19 protein-coding genes are annotated in these 21,422 nt (G+C 41.6%); 2 read left to right on the plus strand and 17 right to left on the minus strand.

Going from position 1 to position 21,422, the window contains the following annotated elements; genetic code table 11:
* The first annotated feature begins 1 nt into the window (after nucleotide 1).
* Together NTHER_RS11185 and NTHER_RS11190 are read left to right on the plus strand one after the other, a co-directional pair.
* Nucleotides 2-1,000, plus strand: coding sequence for an ABC transporter ATP-binding protein (locus tag NTHER_RS11185; protein WP_012448618.1), 999 nt, complete (start codon nucleotides 2-4; stop codon nucleotides 998-1,000).
* A gap of 111 nt (nucleotides 1,001-1,111) precedes the next feature.
* Complete coding sequence (locus tag NTHER_RS11190) at nucleotides 1,112-2,815, plus strand: ABC transporter substrate-binding protein (RefSeq protein ID WP_012448619.1); 1,704 nt, start codon at nucleotides 1,112-1,114, stop codon at nucleotides 2,813-2,815.
* A 179-nt stretch (nucleotides 2,816-2,994) separates the two neighbouring features.
* Here NTHER_RS11190 and NTHER_RS11195 read toward each other — a convergent pair whose 3' ends face one another.
* The 17 genes from NTHER_RS11195 to NTHER_RS11275 all read right to left on the minus strand — a co-directional run bounded on the left by NTHER_RS11195 (nucleotide 2,995) and on the right by NTHER_RS11275 (nucleotide 21,385).
* Nucleotides 2,995-3,330, minus strand: a complete 336-nt coding sequence (locus NTHER_RS11195) for a winged helix-turn-helix domain-containing protein (RefSeq protein WP_012448620.1) — start codon at nucleotides 3,328-3,330, stop codon at nucleotides 2,995-2,997.
* Between the two features lie 2 nt (nucleotides 3,331-3,332).
* Nucleotides 3,333-4,637 (minus strand): bifunctional diguanylate cyclase/phosphohydrolase, encoded by a 1,305-nt coding sequence (locus tag NTHER_RS11200; RefSeq protein WP_012448621.1) that lies wholly within the window; start codon nucleotides 4,635-4,637, stop codon nucleotides 3,333-3,335.
* Nucleotides 4,597-4,950 carry a hypothetical protein gene (locus NTHER_RS15960; protein WP_158438262.1) on the minus strand — a complete coding sequence of 118 codons (354 nt, stop codon included), beginning with the start codon at nucleotides 4,948-4,950 and terminating at the stop codon, nucleotides 4,597-4,599. Before NTHER_RS15960 ends, NTHER_RS11200 begins: the two co-directional genes overlap by 41 nt.
* Before the next feature lie 411 nt (nucleotides 4,951-5,361).
* Nucleotides 5,362-6,090: a nucleotidyltransferase family protein gene (locus NTHER_RS11210; protein ID WP_012448623.1), complete on the minus strand. Its 729-nt coding sequence runs from the start codon at nucleotides 6,088-6,090 to the stop codon at nucleotides 5,362-5,364.
* Nucleotides 6,091-6,154: 64 nt separating this feature from the next.
* Nucleotides 6,155-7,207, minus strand: coding sequence for a selenium cofactor biosynthesis protein YqeC (yqeC, locus tag NTHER_RS11215; protein ID WP_012448624.1), 1,053 nt, complete (start codon nucleotides 7,205-7,207; stop codon nucleotides 6,155-6,157).
* Nucleotides 7,208-7,328: 121 nt separating this feature from the next.
* Nucleotides 7,329-8,072 carry an ABC transporter permease gene (locus tag NTHER_RS11220; protein ID WP_158438264.1) on the minus strand — a complete coding sequence of 248 codons (744 nt, stop codon included), beginning with the start codon at nucleotides 8,070-8,072 and terminating at the stop codon, nucleotides 7,329-7,331.
* A 188-nt stretch (nucleotides 8,073-8,260) separates the two neighbouring features.
* Nucleotides 8,261-9,187: a molybdate ABC transporter substrate-binding protein gene (locus NTHER_RS11225; RefSeq protein WP_012448626.1), complete on the minus strand. Its 927-nt coding sequence runs from the start codon at nucleotides 9,185-9,187 to the stop codon at nucleotides 8,261-8,263.
* Entirely contained in the window at nucleotides 9,177-9,905 is a 729-nt protein-coding gene (locus NTHER_RS11230; protein WP_012448627.1) for an ATP-binding cassette domain-containing protein, read from the minus strand. The genes NTHER_RS11225 and NTHER_RS11230 overlap by 11 nt, the downstream gene beginning before the upstream one ends.
* Before the next feature lie 92 nt (nucleotides 9,906-9,997).
* Nucleotides 9,998-10,882, minus strand: coding sequence for a selenium-dependent molybdenum cofactor biosynthesis protein YqeB (gene yqeB / locus NTHER_RS11235; RefSeq protein WP_012448628.1), 885 nt, complete (start codon nucleotides 10,880-10,882; stop codon nucleotides 9,998-10,000).
* On the minus strand, nucleotides 10,872-11,669 hold the full coding sequence (locus NTHER_RS11240; protein ID WP_012448629.1) for an XdhC family protein: 798 nt from the start codon (nucleotides 11,667-11,669) through the stop codon (nucleotides 10,872-10,874). The genes yqeB and NTHER_RS11240 overlap by 11 nt, the downstream gene beginning before the upstream one ends.
* A gap of 2 nt (nucleotides 11,670-11,671) precedes the next feature.
* Nucleotides 11,672-12,901: a molybdopterin-binding protein gene (locus NTHER_RS11245; RefSeq protein ID WP_012448630.1), complete on the minus strand. Its 1,230-nt coding sequence runs from the start codon at nucleotides 12,899-12,901 to the stop codon at nucleotides 11,672-11,674.
* A gap of 571 nt (nucleotides 12,902-13,472) precedes the next feature.
* The gene (locus NTHER_RS11250; RefSeq protein ID WP_012448631.1) at nucleotides 13,473-14,426 is read right to left on the minus strand and encodes a transketolase family protein; all 954 of its coding nucleotides are present in this window, start codon (nucleotides 14,424-14,426) and stop codon (nucleotides 13,473-13,475) included.
* Entirely contained in the window at nucleotides 14,426-15,280 is an 855-nt protein-coding gene (locus NTHER_RS11255) for a transketolase (RefSeq protein WP_012448632.1), read from the minus strand. Before NTHER_RS11255 ends, NTHER_RS11250 begins: the two co-directional genes overlap by 1 nt.
* A 109-nt stretch (nucleotides 15,281-15,389) precedes the next feature.
* Nucleotides 15,390-16,274: a YitT family protein gene (locus tag NTHER_RS11260; protein ID WP_012448633.1), complete on the minus strand. Its 885-nt coding sequence runs from the start codon at nucleotides 16,272-16,274 to the stop codon at nucleotides 15,390-15,392.
* Nucleotides 16,275-16,329: 55 nt separating this feature from the next.
* Nucleotides 16,330-17,443 (minus strand): peptide chain release factor 2 gene (prfB, locus tag NTHER_RS11265; RefSeq protein ID WP_148206931.1). Its coding sequence is split into 2 segments (ribosomal slippage): nucleotides 16,330-17,376 and nucleotides 17,378-17,443, totalling 1,113 coding nucleotides; the frame shifts between segments, so codons are not numbered across the junction.
* A gap of 288 nt (nucleotides 17,444-17,731) precedes the next feature.
* Nucleotides 17,732-20,392 carry a preprotein translocase subunit SecA gene (gene secA, locus NTHER_RS11270; RefSeq protein ID WP_012448636.1) on the minus strand — a complete coding sequence of 887 codons (2,661 nt, stop codon included), beginning with the start codon at nucleotides 20,390-20,392 and terminating at the stop codon, nucleotides 17,732-17,734.
* 108 nt (nucleotides 20,393-20,500) lie between these two features.
* Entirely contained in the window at nucleotides 20,501-21,385 is an 885-nt protein-coding gene (locus NTHER_RS11275) for a hypothetical protein (protein ID WP_012448637.1), read from the minus strand.
* Between the last annotated feature and the right edge of the window lie 37 nt (nucleotides 21,386-21,422).

Below are 21,422 nucleotides of genomic sequence, written 5' to 3' on the forward strand. Positions count from 1 at the left end.
TATGAATATGCTAGACGTCAAAAATTTAAAAAAATACTATCCCGTAAACAGCGGTTTCCTGTACTCTCTCATGAAAAAAGAAACCAAGTATGTCAAAGCAGTTGATGAAATTAACTTTTCTATAGGAGAAGGGGAAATTATTGGCCTAGCCGGTGAAAGTGGTTCAGGTAAGACTACTACCGGGGAAATAGTGACTCGGCTTCAAGAGCCCACATCAGGCCAGGTACTTTATCAAGGCCAAGATACTTCTAACTTCCAGGGAAAAGAATTGAAGAATTTTCGAAAGCTTTGCCAGATGATTTTTCAAGATCCTTACGAAACTTTAAATCCTAGGTTCACGATTAGAAGAACCGTTGAAGAACCTTTGTTAATTCACGGTTATAAAGATCCAGAACAAAGATATGAAAAAGTTAAGGACGCCATTGAAAGAGCAGAACTCCGCCCGGCTGAAAAATACATGAACAGCTTTCCCCATGAACTGTCCGGTGGTCAAAGGCAGAGGGTAGCTATTGCCAGGGCCATCGTCCTGGATCCCATTTTGATGGTGGCCGACGAACCAGTCTCCATGCTGGACGTGTCCATCAGAGCTGGAGTTTTGAATCTGTTAAAACAGTTGAGAGAGGACATGGGTTTATCCATGCTTTACGTTTCACATGACCTGTCTACAATCAAATACATCTGTGACCGCACTATCATCATGTATCTAGGTCGAATTGTAGAGACCGGTCCCACTAACGATGTCATTGACAATCCAGTTCATCCTTATACCCAGGCATTGATATCCTCGGTTCCAGTTCCCGATCCAGATATGGACAGGGAAGGTGCAGATATCGAAGAGGAGCTCCCTGACCAGATCGATCTTCCTAGCGGTTGTCGGTTCTGGCCCAGGTGTAATAAAGCCACTGAGGAGTGCAAGGAAACAGATCCCGAGCTCCGTCAAGTGAAAGAAGGGCATTATGCTGCCTGTATCCTGATAGGGAAAGAAGGTGATAGCCCGTAAACCTGTAAAAGAATTTAGGCTGTTAAGAACAGAAAGTTAACGATAGATTCAAACGTATAAAGTATTATGATTGATTATCTAATTAATTTAAATTTAGAGGGAGGTCAAATTATGGAAAATGCAGGACAATTTTTTAAGAAATTTTCAGTACTCATGGCAGTTTTAATAGTTACTACTGCGTTAGTAATCGGATGTGGAGACGGTGGCGATCCAGACGCATCTGATGATTTGGACCCAGATAGAAAGGTTCCAGAAGTAAGATTTGTTTCATCCACTGCTGATGATAACCAGATAAGAAATGAAGCAGTACAGCTAGTTGCTGACTGGTGGGAAGAAATCGGTTTAGAAGTAGATATTCAAACCAGAGAGTTTAACTCTCTAGTCAACAGAGTATTGGCTGCCCCCGAAGATAAGGATTTCGAAGCATATATTCTAGGTTGGAGTGGTAGAGTATCAAGATCAGACCCTGATATGTTCCTTTATTCCTTATATCATTCCAATCAAGCTGTAGATGGCGGTAACAACAGTAGTGTTTTCAAAAATGAAAAGTATGATGAACTTGTTTCGAAACAAAGAGCGGAAATGGATCTAGAAAAGCGACAAGAACTCGTCTTTGAGGCCCAGGAAGTCCTGGCAGAAGAAGTTCCTGATATCACCCTATATTACAGAGACGAAATTCAAGGTTATAACAATGAGCGATGGGAAGATCTACCAAGTATGGCGGGAGAAGGTATCTTTAACGAACAGTTCCCCTATGAGGCTACTCCCAAAACAGATGATGCAGAGTTTGTAATAGCTAACTCCGCAAACTTGGATACATTTAACCCCTTTGCGGCAGAGACAGTTTACGAATGGAAATTTTTACGACTTGTTTACGACAAATTAGTTAGATTAGATGAGAATTTTGAGCCCCAACCCTGGGCAGCAGAAGAAATCAACGTAGTAGAAGGCGAAGACGGTGAAGTAATAGATGTAACCTTGAGAGATGATTTACAGTTCCACGATGGAGAACCACTTGGGCCAGAAGATGTTGTCTTTACTTTCGACTACATGTTTGAAGAAGGCATACCTTATTTCCAAGCCTTTTTAGACCCAATTGAAACAGTAGACCTCATGGACGATGATGAAACTATCAGATTTACTTTAGAAGAAGCTTATGCACCCTTTATAACCAATACTTTAGGTCAAATTCCTATCTTACCAGAACACATCTGGGCTGATGTTATGGAAGAAGAAAATTTAGATCATCCTTCTCAGTTCGACAATGCCGAAGCTATCGGAAGCGGTCCTTTCAAATTTGACAATTGGGAAAGAGGCGAGTACATCAGAATTGTTAAAAACGATGATTACTTCAAAGCTGATGATATCGATGTGGAAGCTATCAGATACGACAAGTACAGCCATTCTGAAGGAGTTTTCGGTGCCCTGGAGAACCAACAGGCCGATGTAAACGAAAACACTTTTGACCCTGAATACGTTCAACAAGCAGAAGATCTTGATCATTTAACAGTAGTTAGAGAACCCGATATCGGCTTTGACTTCATTGGCCTCAATAACTACAAAGAGCCTTTTAACGATAAAGCCGTAAGACAAGCCGCTGCTCATGCCATCGATTTAGATGAGCTTGTAGACGTTCTCTTGTACGGTTATGGAGATCCAGCAGGTGCAGGTCAGACTATTTCAACAGGTAATGAAATGTGGAAAAATGACGATGTAAAAGAATATCCTTTTGATATCGATAAAGCAAGAGAAATCTTAAAAGATGCCGGCTATGAATGGGATAGTGACGGAAGATTATATTTCCCTGAAGAGTAATCCTGATACAAATTAAAACTCCTGATCCACACTAAAACTCTGGTTAACTAAAGCTCCACTTACACTAAAAAGCTCCGGGTGATACAGCAATTTGCTGTCCCCGGGGCTTTTTTAATGGGAAAAATAAAATTTTACAGTCATCAATACTAACTTTTACTTAATTTAATATTTTACTTAATTTAATGAAAATGCTTTTCATAAAGTTGTTCCATGCTAGCAGTTAACTCTGACCTGAAGGCTCGATATTTTTCCAGAAGCTCTTTCCCGTGCTCTGTTAGAAATGAGCCTCCACCTTCTGGACCACCGGTTTTTCTAAAAATAACTGATTTTCCCAAATTTTCTTCAATCATTTTAATTATATTCAGGGCCTGGGAATAAGACATCTCCATATGACCTGCTGCTTTTCTAAGTGATCCTAACTCTTCGATATACTCCAGGAGCTTGGCCGGCCCGTCCCCAAAAACTCTCCCATTTTGATTTTCCAACCAAACCTTTGAGTAAACTTTATATTTCACAGCTAACAGCTCCTTTTCAAATATAAAATAGCCTGAAACTCCTCTACAATTTTAGGATCAAACTGCCCACTCTTACAGCGCTTAAGTTCTTCCAGAGCTTGCTCTTGTGATAATGCTTTCCTATAAGGTCGATCTCTAGTCATAGCATCATAAGCTTCAACTATCGAATGAATCCTACATTCTATGGGGATTTCATCTTCTTTTAATCCCAGGGGATAACCTGTTCCATCCCAACTTTCATGATGTTTTAACACTAAGTCTGCTACATCAATCAAATCAGGACACGATAAAGCAATTTTATAACCTCTTTCAGAATGTTGTTTCATTATTTCCCATTCTCTCTTATCAAGAGGTCCAGGTTTGAATAAGATTCCATCGGGGATGCCACCTTTGCCAATATCGTGTATTTTAGCCAGTAAATCAATTTTCATTAAGCTGTCTTGGGATAACTGTAATCTCCTGCCCAGTTCCTTACCTAATTCCCCAATTCTATTAGCATGATCCGTAGTTGAATAATCCCTTTCAAGAGGTCGTTTGATAAATAGATTCACAAGGGGTGAATTGTCCCTCAATTCAATTCGCATTTTATTTTGATACATATTTTTATCAGCTTCAGTCAAAGCACCCTTTAATGATTCTTCAGGATAACTTGCCGTTGCCTTACCCACTGATATTTGAACGGGTAGCTTACCATTTTTCTGATTATATTTTTGAATGTTATTTAAAATCCTGTTGACCACCTTGCCCCCATTTGAATTATTTGTATTGGGAAGTAAAATTGCAAACTCATCTCCCCCTACTCTGGCAAAAATATCTGAAGACCTTAGGGATTTATCAATAATTTTAGCTGCAGTTTTAATCAGCTCATCTCCCTGCTCATGTCCTATGGTATCGTTAATTAACTTTAAACCATCCACATCAAAAGAAATAACAGTCACAGGATACTCCTGACTGTTATCCAGTCGTTCAAGTTCCTCTTCAAAATAAGCCCTGTTATAGATACCTGTCAGTTGATCGTGTAAGCTCAAATGCTCTAGTTTGTCAATGTGCTTTTGCATGCGTGTGTTTAGCTCTAACAAGTCTTGATTTAACCTTCTCATATAGAGCCATAAAATTCCTAGGGCTAGGGCTAAATTCAATACAAATGTGATCAAAAAAACCCAAGGGTCGTACCACCACTGACCTACAGCAATAGGGTTTATAACACCAGATATTCCTGTCAGAATTGACAATCCCCCAACTACTTGACAGTGAAAATCACCTTTTTTAATGAAAATTCTGCCACCTTCTATATACAATGAAGCCATAAAAAAAGTAGAGCACCAGTGTTGAAACCAGTCCACCAGACACCGGTTCAATTGCTTCCGATAATGTCAAATCCGACAAAGCCAAGAAGAATACTCCACCAGCCAAAAAATACAATGGTTTAGGATATTTAATTTCCCAGTAGCTATAGACTCCTTTATTATAAAATAAGGTCCCAAGAATTAAAAAAATAAATATAGCAGGGATTATATATTTAGAATTTACATTTACATATAAAAAACCGCTCAAATAGCATAAGGCCATGACTCCCAAAGAAATCGACCAATACCGCAAGTATTGTTTTTTATCATTCATCAATAAAAGAGAGAATACTATCAAGAACAAACAGACCCACGACAAGGTGAATAATAAAAAAACTTCCAATTTCCACATCCTTTCCTCCAGAGGACTAACTCTATAAATCTATAAATCAAGCAGAACTCCACTGTTTTAACTGTGTTATTAGTATGTCAAAGACATTTCTTTGTTAATAAACAACCAAATTGAGATCTGGAAACGAGTTGGATTAGATTGGAGTGGATAGATTGGATCAAATTAGAACACATTTTAATATCTTCGTATGACAGTCCTACTTTGCCTTGAGTCTTAGGTCCTGTTTTTAGTTTGAAGAAGCTATATAAAATTTGAATGTTGATAACTGTAAAATTTCAATTTCACTTAAAAATTGCTTAGATTAGGTACATCTAATACTTTCGAACTGTCGAATTACAAGTGCCTTTTATAAAACTCCACTGCCTTTTGATAATCCTGGGGACTGTCCAGGTCAAATAGGACCCCTGGTTTTTTGGTTGGCAGGGAGCAAACAGCCTCTGGAGGGATATTTTCCATAACCTGACGTCCTCCCCGATCACCACTTACAGACATCAGCTGAGAAAATAAACTGTGGGCAAATAAAACAGGATTACCCCTCTTTCCCTGAAATAGCGGATAGATGATCTGGCAGTTACAATTGCTTGAATTTTTGAATCGGGCAATCATCTGATTGACAAGTTCTGAAGGAATAAAGGGTTGGTCTCCCAGGAAAAAAATTATGGCCTGGGTAGAAGGAGATACAGATGTTATTCCTGTCTTCATGGAAGTCGATTGTCCGTGCTGATATTCCGGATTGTGTACCAGCTTTAGATTTGAACGATTACAAAAAAGGTCCTTTAATTCCCGTGATTTGTGGCCAGTGACTACAATCAGTTCATCCAAATTTGAATAACTGGCATTATCCACGGTATGTTCAATCACCGTCTTTTCTCCTAAAGGAAGTAAGAGCTTGTGGCTTTCGGGGCTACTGGGATCATTAAATTCGTTAGTAGCATTGAAATCATTGATAGCATTGAATTGAGCTTTGGATTGGGCTTTGGATTGGCTGGAATTGGAGCCATTATTCTTCATGCGAGAGGAAGTTCCTGCTGCTAATATTACTCCTGAAATCATAGGGCTCACGCCTTTCAATCCTGATTTTCCTTCCTATTTTCCTTCCTATTTTCTTACTATTCCTTCCTATTCCTTACTCATATTTATAATCTACGTGTCTACAGCCATCCATTTTAAGGGAACACCACAGTACATGGTGAAACCTCTCCATTGAAAGTTTCTTTGAAAACTCTTGTGATGTCAAATTACGGTCAATGTCTAATAGTTCCTGCAGCCCTTCGACATTTTTTCCATTCTCTTCAATTTCAAAGCCCTCCTGCAGAATATCCAACTTGTTTATCAGCGGAATTATCCGGGCTGAACTTTTAACCTGGCTTCTAGCTCTATGACCAGCAGCCAAAACAATTTTCGAAAACAATTCGGAATCTACTATTGTTTCTGGAGCCAGGTCATTTTCCGGTGTTTGTTTTAATAGTTCATCGGCCAGTTCCCATCGGTGCACTACCTGATCTAGAGGTTTACCCAGGGCATCTATACCCGCCATTACTATCACCAGATCACAACTGGCAGGTAAAACTGGCTCGAAATTATTGTGAAGTTTTAAGGGCAGCCGAGCTGAACCATCTGCTTCCACAAGAATCTTTAGATCATGTTCGGAAAAGTAATCCCTGCCCCGATCTATCCAAAAAGGGGAAATTCCCGTCACTTTATCTTTTTTCACTGCCTGTCCTGCAAAAATTTGCTTAGCACTTTGCTTTACGCTTCGTTCTACATTTTGTTCTACACTGCGTTTTACGTTTTGCTTTGCACTGCGTTTTACACTTTGTTTTGCACTGACCTGAGCTAAGGAAGAAGGTTTGATGAATCTTTTCAGGCCTTTATGAAAGTTTGTATATCTAGATGTAATTAGATATCCATCAAAAGCTCGGTTGTGCGGAAAAAACATCTTGGTGGTAGTAGTTAGAAGCACTGAATCCCCTTTTTTATGCAATTCACTGCCCAAACGGTATAAAAGCGATGTTTTGCCACCGCCCCCTATGACACCAATCACCCTCTCATGTTCATGTAAATCCAGGGCCGAAAGTAAATCGGTTCCGTTTTCAATTCCAGTTTTATTTTTATTTTTCCATTGAGTTTTTAAGTGATTGGCATCATTATAGATATGGCTTTTTCTTGAGCCTACCACCGGAATCACCACCCTCATCCTATATCTTTAATCAAAGCTGTATTAAAGACTCATGGTTATGGTTATGGTTGGTTGGTTATGCCTCCTATTTGTTACCTATTATACCTATTATTGTTATTTGTTATCTGTAAGGAAGCCTATTTTTGATAGAGGAAAATCCGATCAGATAGTGAAAAATAGTTAAAATGACTACAGCAATAATCAGCATTAATATACCTACAGCTATAGCATTTTCTAAGTTGCCCAGGGACATGTTTAAATAAATTGATATAGGTAATGTCTCTGTCTTCATTCTTATAGCTCCCGCTAGCATGATAGTAGCTCCGAACTCACCCAAAGCCCTGGCCCATGCTAAAAGTAATCCAGTTAAAATCCCCTTCCATGCCAAGGGAAATGTAATTTCATAGAACACTTTTCCAGGAGAGTCACCCAGACTTTCTGCTGCTTGCTCCAATTTAGGATCAACACTCTGAAAAGCCGTTTGAAAGGATCTAATTGCTAAAGGTGTTGCAATAAATGCCTGGGCGGTTACTACCCCCAATGAGCTGAACATAAACTCTATTCCTCTTGATTCCAAAAAACCTCCCGCTCCCTGGGATACAAGCAATACCAGGGCCAAACCACTGACCAAAGGTGGTAAAAATACGGGTAGGTATAAAAATGACTCCAAAATACCTTTCCCTGGGAAGTTTTCCCGAGCCAGAATATAGGCCGAGGGAATTCCGATTAAAAAAGACAGCAACAAGGCTGACAACGATGTAGCCAGGCTAAAGCCAATAGAAAACAGGATCTCATCACTTACTAAAAGTGGAAAAAAGTTCCCGAGATGAAAACCACGGAATAACTGACCGTAAGTTAGCAGCAATAGACCACAGTATAGCCCAAGTATTATTGTGAATATGATCTTTATATAATTATTCCTAAAACTGATTAACCGCATATTTTTCACCTACTATTTCCTCTCTATTTTTTTCCTAAATTATTTTATAAGCTTTTCAACTCCATTTTTTCACCTAGATTTTTATTGTTCATCTCTTTTTCCTAATGAATTCTTTAGTAACCATGTCTTTCAAAAACCTGTGACGCCTCATCAGATACCAAGAACTCCAAAAAAGCCTGCTTTCGCTCCAGGGCCTGATCATCTCCCTCTTCAGCTACAGCCATCCCCGTTATGGGTACTGTTCGGATCAGTTCATTGGGATATTCTATTAAAGATAGTTCATCTTGAAAGCGAAGATAATTACTGGACCAGGTGATACCTATATCTCCAATGCCTAGACTGAGATACATGGGCACTTGATTAGCAGTTCCCACCCGCCCCCTTAAATTCTCTTCTACATGGGAAGTTAGATCGGCATTTTCAATCAGGCGTTCACTACTGTCACTCAGGGCACTGAGATCTGGTTTTACCAGCAAAAAGCTGGGGGCATTGTCATCCTCAGGATCCAACTGTTTTAGGTCAGTTAGGGATTTTAACTGATCTCCTAGTTCATCATTAGTTACCAAAACCGGATAATGCTCGGCCATGGTGTATTTATCCGTGGTATCATACTGGCTATTTACGGACATTTGAGCTAGTTTATCCAAAAATTGAGGATCCCCTGGAATATAAACTCCTCCACCCGGACTTGACTGCAACTGGGACAGGAGTTCTCCACTATTACCATAGATTATTTGTATTTCATTACCTTGATCGCCCGTTAACTCTGTATGATCTACTTTGATTTGGTCCGGGTCATTAGTCTGGTTCTGCTTTTCTCGGTACTGTTCCAACAACTCAGTAACAGGAGCTTTGACAGTAGCAGCACAGTAAATAATGAACTCCTGACCACCCTGGCTGGTTTGATTATTTCTATCTGTGGATGTTGAAGATCTTAAAAAGGAGAATGGGTCTATCTGTTCCTGCAAAGTACAACCAAGCAATCCAACGAATAGGAGTGCTAAAACCAAAAACATAACTACCAACTTTTTATATAGCACTTTTGCCATCACCTACACAACTTGCAGCATCACTTGAGGCCCAGGTTAGTTTCCCATAGTGGTAGTGACCTTGCACCAAGGTTCCTGTAACATTTTGGAAATATCTACTATCATTTTGATGGGATACTAAAATGGTCGGAATCCCAAACTCTTTAATCCAATCCTGGACAAAGGTTATCACCTGTTGGCGCAATTTTTTATCTAGGGCGTTGAATGGTTCATCTAGTAAAAGCAAGTTTGTTCCTCTCATCAGTGACCGAGCCAGGGCTACCCTCTGCTGCTCGCCACCGGATAATTTAGATGGATATCTCTCCAGTAGTGATTGGGAAATCTCTAAATTTCTGTTTATATAATCTAGTAGTTCTTGATTACTATTTTTTTGGGAATTCGCCAACCTTAATTTACTGGCTTTGGATTTAATTCCGTATAGAATATTTTCTTTGACCGTCTTGTGAGGAAACAAACGAAAATCTTGAAAACAGTAGCCAATTCCACGCTGGGCCGGTGGTAAGTACTCTCCTGTTTGAGAGTTAAAAAAGGTGCTATTATCAATACTTATAACACCGGATTCGGGATTTTCTATACCACTGATACAATTCAGGAGGGTACTTTTACCAGAACCCGAAGGGCCTTCCAGCATGATCAAGGAGGACTGGGATTGAAAATTTACGTTTAATTGGAATTCCGGTAGTTTTTTGACTAGCTTAATATTGATCACGAAATCAGCTCCTTCATATCCAATCCAATTAGATTCATTAGATCCATTTAGATTTCCTTTAGATTCTTAGATTCTTTAAATCCTTAGATCCTTTAGATTTTTGATCTTGACAGGGCCAGGCTAGCTTCCAGTACCCCACCGGCAACAGACCTGGCTTTATCGGAAATGGTCCAGCAGTGTTCCACATCGGCCCGGGGATCAACATCCCCTACTTTCATGCCTTGTTTCACTTTTAGACCTTGTCTGATCATACCTCTTAATACTCCCGATACTTGGGCTCTAATGGGCTGGCCCTCCACCAAAGCCACCTGCTCACCGGCTTCTACTTTGTCACCAATCCTAGCAAAGTTCTCTATCATTCCGGTTCCAGGAGAATACAGTACCCGCTCCCGGGTGTAACCCGCAACTTCTCCCGGTACTCCAGTATTGGGAAGGGCTCTTCCCTGATAGACAACCCGTCCTAAATAATGGCCCCTCTTGGTCTCTACCACGGCATCCACGTCCTGACCAGCTATATATCCAGGTCCCAGGGCAATGACTATAGGAGCATCGTCCTTAGATATGCCTGTATTCTTTTTCGCCAGGGTGGCCTCCACTAAAATCTGGGGCCGGACTGTTTCCAAACAGTTAAGCTCTGGATCAACCAACAGGGGGATCTCCCCCGCCTCCAATACCTTTGTTCTGTCTTCTGGCTTTTGAATCAAGTTGGCAGTAACCCGCTCCACCTGGGCACTTCCATCAAAGACGGCTTCGGCAAAGGCTACCGTTCTTCGCACCACAGTAGGTCTGGAAATCTCAGTCATCATTACAGGTATTCCGGCCCGAAATAATCTGTGAGCTACTCCTGTAGCCAGATCACCGGCACCTTTTATCAAAACCAAGTTATCATAAATATCGTTGGTTGGCTTACTCATGGGTGGCTCAATCATGGTTGACTCACTCATAGTTGGCTCATTTGTAGTTGGCTCACTTATCATTTCGGCCCTCCCCCTTATATCTGACCTTTTGAATCTCGGCAATAATGCTGACAGCAATCTCCGGAGGAGTATTCCCACCTATATCAAGGCCTATAGGTGCGTAGATCCTATCAATCTGTTCCTGACTGTAACCCTTATCCTTTAAACTGTTCACCACTTCTCTCACCTTATTTTTACTGCCAATCATGCCAATATAGGCCGCCTGAGAATCTAAAACCGTTTCCAGGGCTTTTTGATCGTGGGCATGTCCTCGAGTCACAATTACAATGTAAGTGTTTGGCCCTATGGAAAACTCCAATAGAGTTTCTTCAATTTCTCCGGAATATATATCATGGGCTCCGGGAAAATTTTCTCGAGAGGCAAATTCCGCCCGATCGTCCATTACAGTGATCTGATAATCCAAGTTCTGAGCCAGCTTAGCCACTTCCTGGGAAATATGACCTGCCCCTACTAGTACCAGTTCGGGAGATGTCAACATTGGTTCTACGAAAATACTGGCATTACCACCACAAACCATTCCCAATTCTGAAGCCTCTCCTTTGCTCAAACTATAGTCCAAAAATTTAGGTTGATTAGTTTGGATGCAATTAAGACCTTCTTCTATTGTCCTGGCCTCTAGAGCACCCCCGCCTACAGTACCTGCAATGCTGCCATCTTCATAAACCAGCATTTTAGCTCCTTCTCTAGCAGGACTGGAACCAGATGATTTTACTACTGTTGCTACTGCACACGGAGTTTTCTCCTTAAGTGCATCGATCACTAGTTGGTAAAACTCTCGATTATTCATATTTATACACTCCCCTTTCCAAATTGACAGTTGGGATACTTGCATTGTTCACACTGAAGACAGAGACCGCCATGACCAAGAGCGGCGATTTCCTCTGAACTAACCCGTTCCCCTGCCAACAACCTGGGAAAAATTAAATCGAAAACGGTAGTTTGAAAGAACATGCCACAGGCAGGTAGGCCTACTACGGGAATTTCTCTGGGAACTTCCCTGGGATTTTCCCTTGGATTTTCCCTGGGATTCTCCCTGAAGTTAACTTTATCAGCTCCGACTTCTTTCCTGTCGTGACTTGGATTAGCTGGATCTTTTGCATCACCTGAATTAGATACATCAAATGAATCCTTTGCCTTTGGTCTGTTTTCTCCTAGTTTGGCCTCTTTCGCCTGATTCCCAGGATGATAAGCCATCAAAAACATAGCACCTGGAAGCACGGGGGCTCCATAACTGATAGTTTGGGCACCACTCATGCGAATCCCCTTGGGAGTAACATCGTCGGGATCAACGGACATTCCCCCTGTAACCACTACTAAATCGACCTCCTGATCAATCAAGGCCTGAATATTAGTACTGATTTCACAAGGATCGTCAGGGGCGTAGCAAACCCGAGGATCTGTCAAACCATGCTCTCTGGCTTTTTCTTTCAGTACGGGATAGAAGGCATCTTCTACCCGCCCCTGATAAACTTCCTGACCTGTTACCAAAACACCCATCTCCAATTTTTCAAAGGGTTTTACTGAAATCACAGGGCCCTCTTCTCGGCAAATCTCTTCTACTTCTTGGACTACCTGTTCTGAAACTACCAGGGGGATCACCCTGGTACCGGCAAGTTTTCCATCCTCTTTTACCGGAGTATTATTGTGTAATGAAGCCAAAATCACTTTATCCAAAGCATTAATCCGAGTTAAAGAAGATACATTTACTTTCAATAATCCGGGGACTTCAGCCAATAGATCTACCTTCCCTTCCCCCGGACCCTTGAAGGCAATCCCGTGACCGCTAACAGCTTGGGCAATGCGGGTTCCGGCCTCGTCTTCATGAACCTCTCCGTCTTCTAATTTCATTGAATAGATATGTTCTTTTCCTAAAGAAAGTAATACCGGAATATCCTGTTCGGTAATGACATGTCCCTTTTTAAATTTAGCTCCCTTGAATTCACCAGGTTTGATTCCTGTTATATCATGGGGAATCACCATACCAACAGCTTCTCGAGTTTTTACATACTCGTATTTCATCTCATGTCACCCTCCACTTCGATCACATATCTTATAACTTTATAACTGCCATCTTTATTATTTCCTATCCCTCTTTATTTTTTTTTATTCGTTATACCAGGTTACGTACAACGGTCGTACAAATATTATTTTACACTACTGAAACAGGTCCTGCAATAGTGCCAAATAAAAAAAGCACAACCAGGGTTTAATATACCCAGTTGTGCTTGATACTCTATATATTCTATTTGTCTTGATTGCGGGCGGCAAATTCTAACACCAGGGAAGCAATCAATAATCCGACTCCGAGCCATAACATGGCACTGACCCCAGGAGGGGTAGCCGGTCAAACACCTGGTGGTAAGCTTCTATTTAGTAAATATAATCGCCCCAAGGATATCGCCACTATCACAACTGATACCCAAAAGACAATATTGCTGACAAGCTTTAAATTCATTTCCAACACCCTCTAGTAAGATTAGGCTGATAGTAAGATTAGGATGATTAGATTGATCAGGTTGAACAGGCCAGGCGATTAGAAACTAATCAATGAGCAATGATCAAGCCGATCAGTATCTAAAAACCTATTAACTTAGCTTTGCTTAAATTTAATCACGTTTTTGGACTGTTCCACAATATCTTGAGAAGTCAATCCGTATTTATCCATTAGATCTTCGGCTTTTCCGCTTTCACCAAAGGTATCGTTCACAGCTACTTTTCGCAGGGGAACAGGACACTTTTCAGTTAAGACAGATGCCACGGCCTCACCCAGGCCACCAAACATATTATGTTCTTCAGCAGTTACTACGGCTCCTGTTTTCTTGGCACTATCAATGATCAACTGTTTATCAATTGGCTTGACAGAGTACATATCCAGAACCTCTGCCGAAATCCCCTGTTCTTTCAGTTCCTCAGCAGCTTTATTAGCTCGTTCTACCATGTGACCACAGGCAACTATAGTGACATCTTCACCCTTTTTCAACAGCTTTCCTTGGCCAATGGTAAACTGTTCTCCTTCTTCGTAAATCACAGGTACTCCCGGTCTTCCCAATCTGATATAACAAGGGCCTTTAAAGCTGGCCGCTTCTTTCACCAAAGCTCTGGCAGAAGTAGCATCAGCAGGCACCATGACTTTCATATTGGGAAGAGCTCGCATCAAGGCCATATCTTCTAGCATTTGATGGGAAGCCCCGTCTTCTCCTACAGTTAAGCCACAATGGGTGGCGGCAATTTTTACATTTAATTTGGGATAACAGATGGAGTTTCGCACCTGATCATAAGCTCTACCAGTAGCAAATATAGCAAAGGTACTAGCAAACACCGTTTTACCTGTAGTAGCAAAACCAGCTGCAGTCCCCATGAGATCAGCTTCCGAAATTCCCACATTGAAAAATCGCTCTGGGAATTCCTTTTGAAAACCTGCAGTCTTAGTTGATTTAGACAGGTCGGCATCTAAAACCACTATATCTGAACGCTCTTGACCTAGTTCGATTAGCGTCTCACCATAGGCCTTTCTGGTAGGTATTTTTTCGCCGATATTTGCCATTACTCTTCCCCCCTTGTGCCTGCTAGGCCTTGTTCAAGTTCTTCTAATGCCTGCTCTAGTTCCTCGTCTCCTGGCGCCTTACCGTGCCAGTCAACTACATTTTCCATGTATGAAACTCCTTTGCCTTTAACAGTATCTGCCACGATCATTACAGGTTGATCTTTAACTCCCTTGGCTTCTTCGATAGCTGCATTAAACTTTTCCAGATCATGACCATCGGTCTCAATAACATACCAGCCAAAGGCTCGCCATTTATCGGAAACCGGGCCAGGATCCATAATGTCTTCAACTTTACCGTCGATTTGCAGGCCATTGTAATCCAAAATGCCAATCAAATTATCGATCTTGTAATGAGAAGCTGTCATGGCCGCTTCCCAAATTTGACCTTCCTGGATCTCACCATCACCCAAAATGCAGTAAACATTGTAGTCTCGACCGTCCATCTTGGCAGCCAGGGCCATACCATTAGCTGCTGACAGGCCTTGACCCAAAGATCCAGTTGTCATCTCGATACCCGGTGTACCTTTTCTATCGGGATGACCTTGCAGCCTGGAATTAATGTCTCTCAAGGTTTGTAATTCATCTAAGGGAAAGAAACCCTTTAAAGCCAATACAGAATAAAGGCCGGGCACTCCATGGCCCTTACTCAGTACCAATCTGTCTCTATCGGGATCTTCTCCGTTTTCAGGGTCTATATTCATATGCTTAAAATAAAGGGAAGATAATATATCAGCCATGGACAGGGAACCGCCCGGATGGCCTGATTCTGCTTTATTAAGCATCTTTAAAGTTTCTACCCTGATTTTATACGCCATTTCACTGAGATAACTTTTTTCTTTAGCCGTGATGGCCATATTTCTTTCACCTCCATGGTGTCGATGTTGGCACTAATGCCTAATTTTTCTTTATTTAGTTAGATTTATTCTCGATTCCTGCAAAAAGAAAATTAAATGCTTACAGTTCTTATAATTCTTCGGGATCCACCGCTTTAAACCCTTCTCCCATAACTTCGCTAGCATTTGTGACAATTAAAAATGCGTTTTCATCCTGGGAATAAACCAGATATTTCATCTTGGAAATTTCAGTTCTACTCACAACGGCGAACAATACTTCCCGGTCCTCACCGGTATAGCCACCCTTGGCTGTAATATTGGTGACACCGCGGCCCAACTGATGTAAAATTTCCTCAGAAATTTCCTTTGATTTATTGGAAATGATAAATGCGGCTTTTTCCTGTCCAAAACCTTGCTCTACCATATCGATAACTTTACTGGAAACAAATAAACTGACTAAGGCGTACAGGGCTATTTCGGCACCAAAGAAAATGGCTGAAGTCGCGATGATTACCATATCAAAGCCGACTATACCCTGACCCATGGTCAGACCGGTAAACTTTTGTAATAACTGGGCAGCCAAGGCCGTTCCACCGGTAGTTCCCCGGTTCCGGAAAACTATTCCGAGTCCCAGTCCAACTGTAAGACCACCGTAAATGGCCGACAAGAATATATCGCCTGTCACATCAGGAACGAAGGTGAAAGCTTCAATTAATACTGAAAACATTATTGCACCAAAAATGGTCCTGACCGTATATTTGACCCCCATTATTTTACCCTCTGCAATTAACAGAGGAATATTAAAGGCCAGTACAGTTAAACCTACGGGAATTCCCAGTACATATAACAGGACAATTCCCAAACCACTAACACCACCGGCAGCCAATTGATTGGGGATTAAAAAGGCATTCATACCCGCTGCTGCAATGGCACACCCGATGGCTATCCCGATAAAATCCAGGATAAGTTCCTTTAACTTCTTTTTGTGACTTTCTTTAAAAACTATCTTTTTCATAGCTACTCCTCCTTTCCTGATGTGAAGGCTTGTTTTGTGTCGAGCTCGTTATCGGTTACTGGGACATCCTGTCATTCATTCTTTGCTTCAGATATTCCTGGATAAAATGATCCAACTTTCCATCCAGGACGGCATCGGCATTGCCTTCTTCCAGGTTGGTTCTATGATCTTTTACCATGGTATAGGGGTGAAAAACATAAGATCTAATCTGGCTACCCCAGGCGATCTCTTTTTTATCCCCCCGCATGGCTTCTTGTTCCTGTCGGCGTTTTTCCTCTTCAATGGCTGCCAGCTTTGCCTTCAAAATCTTCATGGCAACTTCCCGGTTTTTATGCTGAGACCTTTCATTCTGACATTGAACCACAATTCCTGTAGGATGGTGGGTGATCCGAACGGCGGAATCCGTGGTATTAACATGCTGTCCTCCGGCTCCGCTGGCCCGGTATGTGTCAATCTTTAGGTCATCATCCTTGATGTCAATTTCTATATCATCATCAATTTCCGGTACCACATCCATCGATGCGAAAGAAGTATGTCTTCTACCGGAAGAATCAAAGGGTGACACCCTAACCAATCTGTGTACTCCGGCTTCTGATTTTAAGTAACCAAAGGCATACTTTCCTTTCACCATCATGGTTACTGATTTTACACCGGCTTCATCTCCCGGTAAAAAGTCCAGGGTCTCGTAATTAAAGCCCCGGTGCTCCATCCAGCGGATGTACATTCTGTGCAACATTTCCACCCAATCCTGGCTTTCAGTCCCACCGGCACCGGCATGTAAGCTAATGATAGCATTATTTTCATCATAGCGGTCTTTCAGCATATTTTTTAGCCTGATCTCTGATAACTGTTCTTCAAATTGAAACAAGGCCTGTTTTATTTCTTTCATATTAGTTCCATCTGTTTCGTCTTCTTCAGACAACTCAATCATGACAGAAACTTCATCCTTGAGTTCATCCAGTTCCTTTATCTCATCTAAATGTTCTTTAAGTTCCTGTCGTTCCTGGGTCACCTTTTTGGCCCGGTCTTGATCATCCCAAAAGCCGGGTTCAGTCATTTGCTTTTCAAGTTCTTTTAAGCGCTTCTCCATCCCATCCGGGTCAAAGTGAAGCCCTCATTTCGTTTAATTGTTCAGTTAGCTCTTGAAATCTGGTCTTTAATTCACCCATGTTTTGAATTCTTTTGTCACTGTTTTTGTCTTGCACAAAATCACTCCTAACTGATTTATGTTATTTTTACAATGTTGTTAATTGTAAAATTTCAATTTCATTTAAAAATGGCTCTAATTCTCCTATGGCTCTAATTCTCCAGTTCACTCGTACTCGTTAAGATGTACTGTCAAACCCGCATGATTCACCAAGGGCAAGGTCAAACCAGGCGATTAGGCAATTAAATAAAACATGCTGCAAGGCCCGAGTCAATATCGGACCAGACAGCATTGAATTAGAACTTAGAACTTAAGCCGGTTTGCCACAGCATTTCTTGTATTTTTTACCACTTCCGCAGGGGCACGGCTCATTTCGGCCGATCTTTTTACCCCGGCGAATGGGAGTTTTCTTGGGCTGTTCTTGAGATTCATTACCACTAGCTGTTCCTTCTGAGCCTCCACCTGAGGCCGTTTTTGCTCCACCACCTGCAGAACCAGCTGGATTTCCGTGGTCCTGGAAGGAACTTCTAGTAGCGCCTCCACCGCCTTGTTGGCCACTCACATTGGCAACTGATTGACGCTTAGGTGCCTCTTGTTCGTTGATCTTTACTCTGAGAATTAATCGAGTAACTTCTTCTTTAATAGAGGCAATCATATTCTGGAACATCTGATAACCTTCGTACTTATACTCAACCAGCGGGTTCTTCTGACCGTATGCCCGCAGGCCAATACCCTGTCGAAGCTGTTCCATGGCATCCAAGTGATCCATCCACTTGGAATCCACAACTCGCAGCAGGATAACCCGTTCTACCTCGCGCATGCGCTCTTCGCCAATTTCATCTTCTTTTTCCTGATAAGCTTCCTTGGCCAGATCCATAAGATATTCGCGCATGGCATCAATGGCTTCTTTGGGTTCTTTATCATTTGTAAGTTCTTTAAGTTCCTGGACACTGCCCTTTTCAGGAAGCAAGAAGCTCTTTCGCCCGAATTGCATCAAGGCATCTAAATCCCATTCCTCGGGATATATCTTCTCGGAAGCGTAACTTTCAATGGCTTCCTCAATTACATCTGAGATCATATCCATGATTTCGTCCCGCAGGTTATCACCTTGCAAGACCTGTCTTCTTTGTTCATAGATTACCTTACGCTGCTGATCCATAACATTATCGTATTCCAAGACATGTTTTCGGATACTGAAGTTTCTACCTTCTACCTTCTTCTGAGCATTTTCAATGGCACTGGAGACAAAGGAAGAGTCAATGGCCTGATCTTCTTCCATACCCAGCTTATCCATCATAGAATAAATATTGTCTGAACCAAATAATCGCATCAAATCGTCTTCTAAAGAGACGTAAAATCTACTGGCACCGGGATCACCCTGTCTTCCGGAACGACCTCGCAGCTGATTATCAATCCTTCTACTTTCGTGACGTTCGGTACCGATGACATAAAGGCCGCCCAGCTCTTTTACACCGGGTCCTAGGACAATATCGGTACCCCTACCAGCCATGTTAGTGGCAATGGTTACAGTGCCCTTTTGGCCGGCATTTTTGATAATTTCCGCCTCTTTTTCGTGATGCTTGGCATTCAGAACTTGATGAGAAACTCCGCGTTTTTTCAACATATGGGAAAGTTCCTCGGACTTTTCAATGGACACTGTACCCACTAGTACCGGCTGACCTCGGTTGTAACATTCTTCTATATCGTCGGCCACAGCTTGGAACTTGGCCTCTTCCGTCTTGTAAACTCGGTCAGGTAGGTCTTCTCTGATCATGGGTTCATTGGTGGGAACAATCACCACATCCATACCGTATATTTCCTGGAATTCCTCTTCTTCAGTAGCAGCTGTTCCGGTCATACCCGAGAGCTTGTTGTACAGCTTAAAGAAGTTCTGGAAAGTAATACTGGCAAGTGTCTGGTTTTCCTTTTCTATCTGCACACCTTCCTTGGCCTCAATGGCCTGGTGAAGGCCGTCACTGTATCGTCTACCTGGCATTTTTCGGCCTGTGAACTGGTCTACTATGACCACCTGGCCGTTTTCCACCACATAGTCATTATCCCTTTTCATCAAGGCGTGGGCCTTTAGGGCCTGGTTCAAGTGGTGAGACAGCTCTAGGTTGGTATCATCATATAGATTATCCACACCTAAAAAGCGTTCCGCCTTATCAACGCCATCTTCAGTGAGCATGACGCTATTGGCCTTTTCATCTACTGTATAATCTTCATCTTGCTTGAGAATTGGTACAAACTTGGCCATTTTGTAATACAGTTCCTTGGGTTTGTCGGAAGCTCCGGAAATGATCAATGGAGTTCTGGCTTCATCCACCAGGATACTGTCTACCTCGTCAATAATGGCAAAGTTTAGCTCTCTCTGGGTCAAATCCTTTTCGTAAAGAGCCATATTGTCCCTTAAGTAATCGAAACCGAATTCATTGTTTGTCCCAAAGACGATATCACAGGCATAAGATTCCCTGCGCTCCTGGGAATTCATACCGTGGACAATTAAACCTACTTCTAGTCCCAAAAAGTTATATACCTCACCCATCCATTCACTGTCACGCTGGGCCAGGTAATCGTTAACAGTAATGATATGCACACCTTTGCCCGTTAAGGCATTTAAATAGGCAGGCATTGTGGCAACCAGGGTTTTACCTTCACCGGTTTTCATTTCGGCAATCCTTCCCTGGTGTAGAACAACTCCACCCAAAACCTGAACATCGAAATGGCGCATTCCCAGGACTCTGTTACTGGCCTCTCTTACCACGGCAAAGGCCTCGGGTAACAAGTCCTCCAAGGTCTCCCCCTGTTCAAGGCGATTTTTGAATTCTGGAGTCTTATTTTTTAGTTCATTATCTGAAAGAGCCTGGATTTCAGGCTCTAGTTCGTTTACCCTGTCTACATATTTTTGCAATTTTTTTAATTCCCTGTCATTGGGATCTCCAATAATCTTATATATTAAATTCTTTACCAATTAACATCCCTCCTTAAGCTCATGGACAATTTTATCACTTAATAGTAAGGATTACAAGCTAGTCCTGGGGAATTTCCAAGGAGTTTACAATATCTTTAACTCTTGATTTTATTCATCGGGTTCTTGGGATGCGTCAGCTATATCGCGATAATAATGATATAAAGTGAGTAATAGTACAGTCAACACTCCAGTGCTGATTAGAGGTATCACTATATATGAAATTACCGGTAGAGAATCTATTGTCAAGTTAATTCCCATGGTTACAAGCCCTATGAGAAAGAAAGTACAGACATACCAGATTAGTTGATTTTTTACGTTTCCTATATAGCTAAGAGCAGATAAAATCACTTCTATTATCGATTCTTCCCGTTCGTGTTCTAAAATTTCAAATTCTACAAAGATAAAATTAAAAGATATTAAAATCAAAACTACATTTAATACAAGACTAGAAATCAAAGCAGTCCTTCCAAATATTAAGCCCAAAATATAACCGGCTGTACCAAAGACCAATCCGGCAGCCAAAAATACTGCACCTAAAATCAAAAACACAAAGAGAAACTTGAGAAAGTACCTGCCACCGTAACTCAAAAAAGTATCCAGTTCAAGTTTATCTTCACAAAGGCCCTGATCTTTTCTGACAGCAGTCCGGATCAAGCCAAGATAGGCCGGTGCCAAAAATGTGGTTATAGCCCCAGCAACCAAAAATGGGATCAACCCTATTTGAGTAGCATCAGCAGGGATATAATTTTCACCTGAATGAGGCAAGCCGATAGGCGGTGATCCAGGAAACATATAAGGCATTACCTGTTCCATGATATAGCCAAAGTCCATATCGGCATAATCAATATAAAAATTACCTTGATTAAGCAGTAAGGGTAAGGTCAATATATAAAAGAAAATCATCAATCCTAGGGCAAAGTACAACAGTTTAGGATGATTCCTAATGGTCCCCAGGGCTTTAAGAATATTTTCGTGAATAGATGCAATGGGCATTGTATTGTCACACCTCCAATTATGCAATCAATCATAA

The sequence above is a fragment of the Natranaerobius thermophilus JW/NM-WN-LF genome, assembly GCF_000020005.1.
GTDB classification, from domain to species: domain Bacteria; phylum Bacillota; class Natranaerobiia; order Natranaerobiales; family Natranaerobiaceae; genus Natranaerobius; species Natranaerobius thermophilus.

Bases quoted from the DNA above. Each gene is read 5' to 3' on its own strand.
- NTHER_RS11185 (WP_012448618.1), top strand. From the start codon at position 2: ATGAATATGCTAGACGTCAAAAATTTAAAAAAATACTATCCCGTAAAC.
- NTHER_RS11190 (WP_012448619.1), top strand. From the start codon at position 1,112: ATGGAAAATGCAGGACAATTTTTTAAGAAATTTTCAGTACTCATGGCA.
- NTHER_RS11200 (WP_012448621.1), bottom strand. From the start codon at position 4,637: ATGGCTTCATTGTATATAGAAGGTGGCAGAATTTTCATTAAAAAAGGT.
- NTHER_RS15960 (WP_158438262.1), bottom strand. From the start codon at position 4,950: ATGAATGATAAAAAACAATACTTGCGGTATTGGTCGATTTCTTTGGGA.
- yqeB (WP_012448628.1), bottom strand. From the start codon at position 10,882: ATGATAAGTGAGCCAACTACAAATGAGCCAACTATGAGTGAGTCAACC.
- NTHER_RS11240 (WP_012448629.1), bottom strand. From the start codon at position 11,669: ATGAATAATCGAGAGTTTTACCAACTAGTGATCGATGCACTTAAGGAG.
- NTHER_RS11245 (WP_012448630.1), bottom strand. From the start codon at position 12,901: ATGAAATACGAGTATGTAAAAACTCGAGAAGCTGTTGGTATGGTGATT.
- NTHER_RS11250 (WP_012448631.1), bottom strand. From the start codon at position 14,426: ATGGCAAATATCGGCGAAAAAATACCTACCAGAAAGGCCTATGGTGAG.
- NTHER_RS11255 (WP_012448632.1), bottom strand. From the start codon at position 15,280: ATGGCCATCACGGCTAAAGAAAAAAGTTATCTCAGTGAAATGGCGTAT.
- NTHER_RS11260 (WP_012448633.1), bottom strand. From the start codon at position 16,274: ATGAAAAAGATAGTTTTTAAAGAAAGTCACAAAAAGAAGTTAAAGGAA.
- NTHER_RS11275 (WP_012448637.1), bottom strand. From the start codon at position 21,385: ATGCCCATTGCATCTATTCACGAAAATATTCTTAAAGCCCTGGGGACC.